This is a genomic window from Kitasatospora sp. NPDC007106 (assembly GCF_040634455.1).
GTDB classification, from domain to species: Bacteria; Actinomycetota; Actinomycetes; order Streptomycetales; family Streptomycetaceae; genus Kitasatospora; species Kitasatospora arboriphila.
Map to the genome: position 1 here is coordinate 1 of NZ_JBEYFP010001041.1, position 1,894 is coordinate 1,894.

The 1,894-nt window shown below is 76.7% G+C and carries 4 protein-coding genes; all 4 read right to left on the reverse strand.

Features of this window, described 5'->3' with window-relative positions; all coding sequences use genetic code 11:
* Window positions 1-66 precede the first annotated feature (66 nt).
* Window positions 67-369 (reverse strand): hypothetical protein, encoded by a 303-nt coding sequence (locus ABZ641_RS35490; RefSeq protein WP_359988537.1) that lies wholly within the window; start codon window positions 367-369, stop codon window positions 67-69.
* Window positions 366-755 (reverse strand): SAV_915 family protein, encoded by a 390-nt coding sequence (locus ABZ641_RS35495; RefSeq protein WP_344626907.1) that lies wholly within the window; start codon window positions 753-755, stop codon window positions 366-368. Before ABZ641_RS35495 ends, ABZ641_RS35490 begins: the two co-directional genes overlap by 4 nt.
* A 45-nt stretch (window positions 756-800) precedes the next feature.
* On the reverse strand, window positions 801-1,001 hold the full coding sequence (locus tag ABZ641_RS35500) for a hypothetical protein (RefSeq protein WP_359988539.1): 201 nt from the start codon (window positions 999-1,001) through the stop codon (window positions 801-803).
* A gap of 206 nt (window positions 1,002-1,207) precedes the next feature.
* A partial coding sequence (locus ABZ641_RS35505) for a hypothetical protein (protein WP_359988541.1) occupies window positions 1,208-1,894 on the reverse strand: 687 nt, incomplete at its 5' end.

Here is a 1,894-nt window from a genome sequence, read left to right on the forward strand (position 1 = left end):
TTCAGGGGATTTCTGAGGTGTGATATACCGATGGGCGACCGGTGGGCGGGTGGGCGGACAGGGTGGTCATGGCGCGGCGCTCCTGATGAGGAGGGGCGGGGACGGCGGCGCTGCGGGGGTGGCGGCCGGGGCGAGGGTGCGGAGCACCAGCTCGACGCGGAGGCGGGTGGCGCCGGCCCGGCGCAGTTCCGCGACGACGGCGTGCAGTTCGCGGGGGCCGGTGCAGGCGAGGAGGAGTTCGAGGTCGGCCTCCCCTGCCAGCGCGAGGCCGGACCGTACGGCGGGGCAGCGCGCCGCCAGGTGGTCGAAGTCGAGGGGCGCGGGGCCGTGGCAGAGCCGGACGACGGCGTGCAGCGGACGCGGCGTCACCACTGCCGTTCCAGCGGCCGTTCGGCGGCGGGCAGCCCGCGGAGCGTGGCGCCGGCGGGGAACCCGGTGCCACCGGGGTGGGGCGCGACCAGTCCCGGGTCGAGGACGAGGCGGTCGATGCCGAGCGGGGCGGTGAGGCCGCGCAGGGCGGGTTCGGTGAGCTCGGCCGCCTCCTGGTCGGGGCCGAGCAGGGCGTGCAGGGCGGCGGCGGTGCTGAAGGCGACGGCGCAGCGGCTGCCGTCGCGGTGCCGGAAGAGCCGCAGCACCTGCACCGGGCCGGTGGTCCGTACGGGCACGAAGCGGAGGGCATGCGCCGCTGGTCCGCCGGGTGCCCCTGGTGCGCCGGGTTCCTCGGGTTCGTCGGGCACGGTGGTGTCGGTGGTCATCGCTCGTCCTCGGGTGGCCTGGTCGGGAGGGTCGGTGAGGTGCCGTCAGTCGAGGTACTGCAGTGCCGTGCGGCAGTTGCCGGTGGTGCGGGCGCGGTCGGCCCGCGGTTCCTCCGGGCCGTCGGCGGCGTCCCGGCGGAGGGTGCGGGCGGTCCCCCGCACCTCGGCCGGCGGCACGGCTCGGCGGCTGCTCGACGGCGCGGGGACGGTGGCGAGGACGGCGGCGAGGACGTGGCGGTCGGTCACGGCAGGTGTTTCCTTCCGGTGGTCGGACGGGCGGCCCGGTCACCCGGGTCCCGCTCCACCAGTGGATTCCCTCCGCCCTCCCCGGGTACCGGTTCTTGACGCACGGCCTACGCGGACGGGCCCCGCCTTGACGCGATCCTGACGCCGCCGCACCCACGGCGCAGCACTGCACGGCGCCGCTCCGCACCGTGCCCGTGGCTCGCCCGTCACCCGAGGGTGCGGCGGATCCGCCCGGACAGGCGGCGCCAGATGGCCGTCCCGACGTGGCTCGTCTCCAGGCGGTCGGCCTCCCGGGCGGCCCGCTCGTTGCCGCACTCCGCGGCCCAGCGGTACCAGTCGATGGCCTCCCGGATGTCGCCGCGGGCCTCGCACGCCCGGGCGCCGTCCATGATCGCGGCGTTGTTCCCGGCCTGGCCGGCCCGGCGGAGCCAGTCCAGTGCGGTGCGGACGTCGCCGGGGCCGTCGGCCTCCAGGTGGGTCCGCGCGACCTCACGCATGGCCTTGGTGCTGCCCGCCAGCGCGGACTGGCGCTGCCACTTCTCGCTGTTGGTGGTGTCGAGCTCGGCCATCGCATGAATCGCCCTGGGGTCGCCGGCCTCGGCCAGTTCGCGGTACCGCTTGACGGCGCGCTTCCGCAGCCGCCGGCGTTCCTCGGGATCGTCGGTCCGGTCGCGCAGCTTCAGACAGATCCGGGCGATCTCGTGCTTGGCCTCCTTGTCGCCCAGGGCCTCGGCCTGGGTGTAGAAGCGGAGGGCCTCCTGCAGCCGGCCGGTCCGCTCGTGCCCGCCGGCCTCCGCCCGCGCGGCGGCCCGGGCGTCCGCGTCCGCGGTGCGGGCCGCCTTCGCCGACGGCTTCTCCGCGGGCGCGGCAGCGGCCTTCGCCGTGGCCTTGGG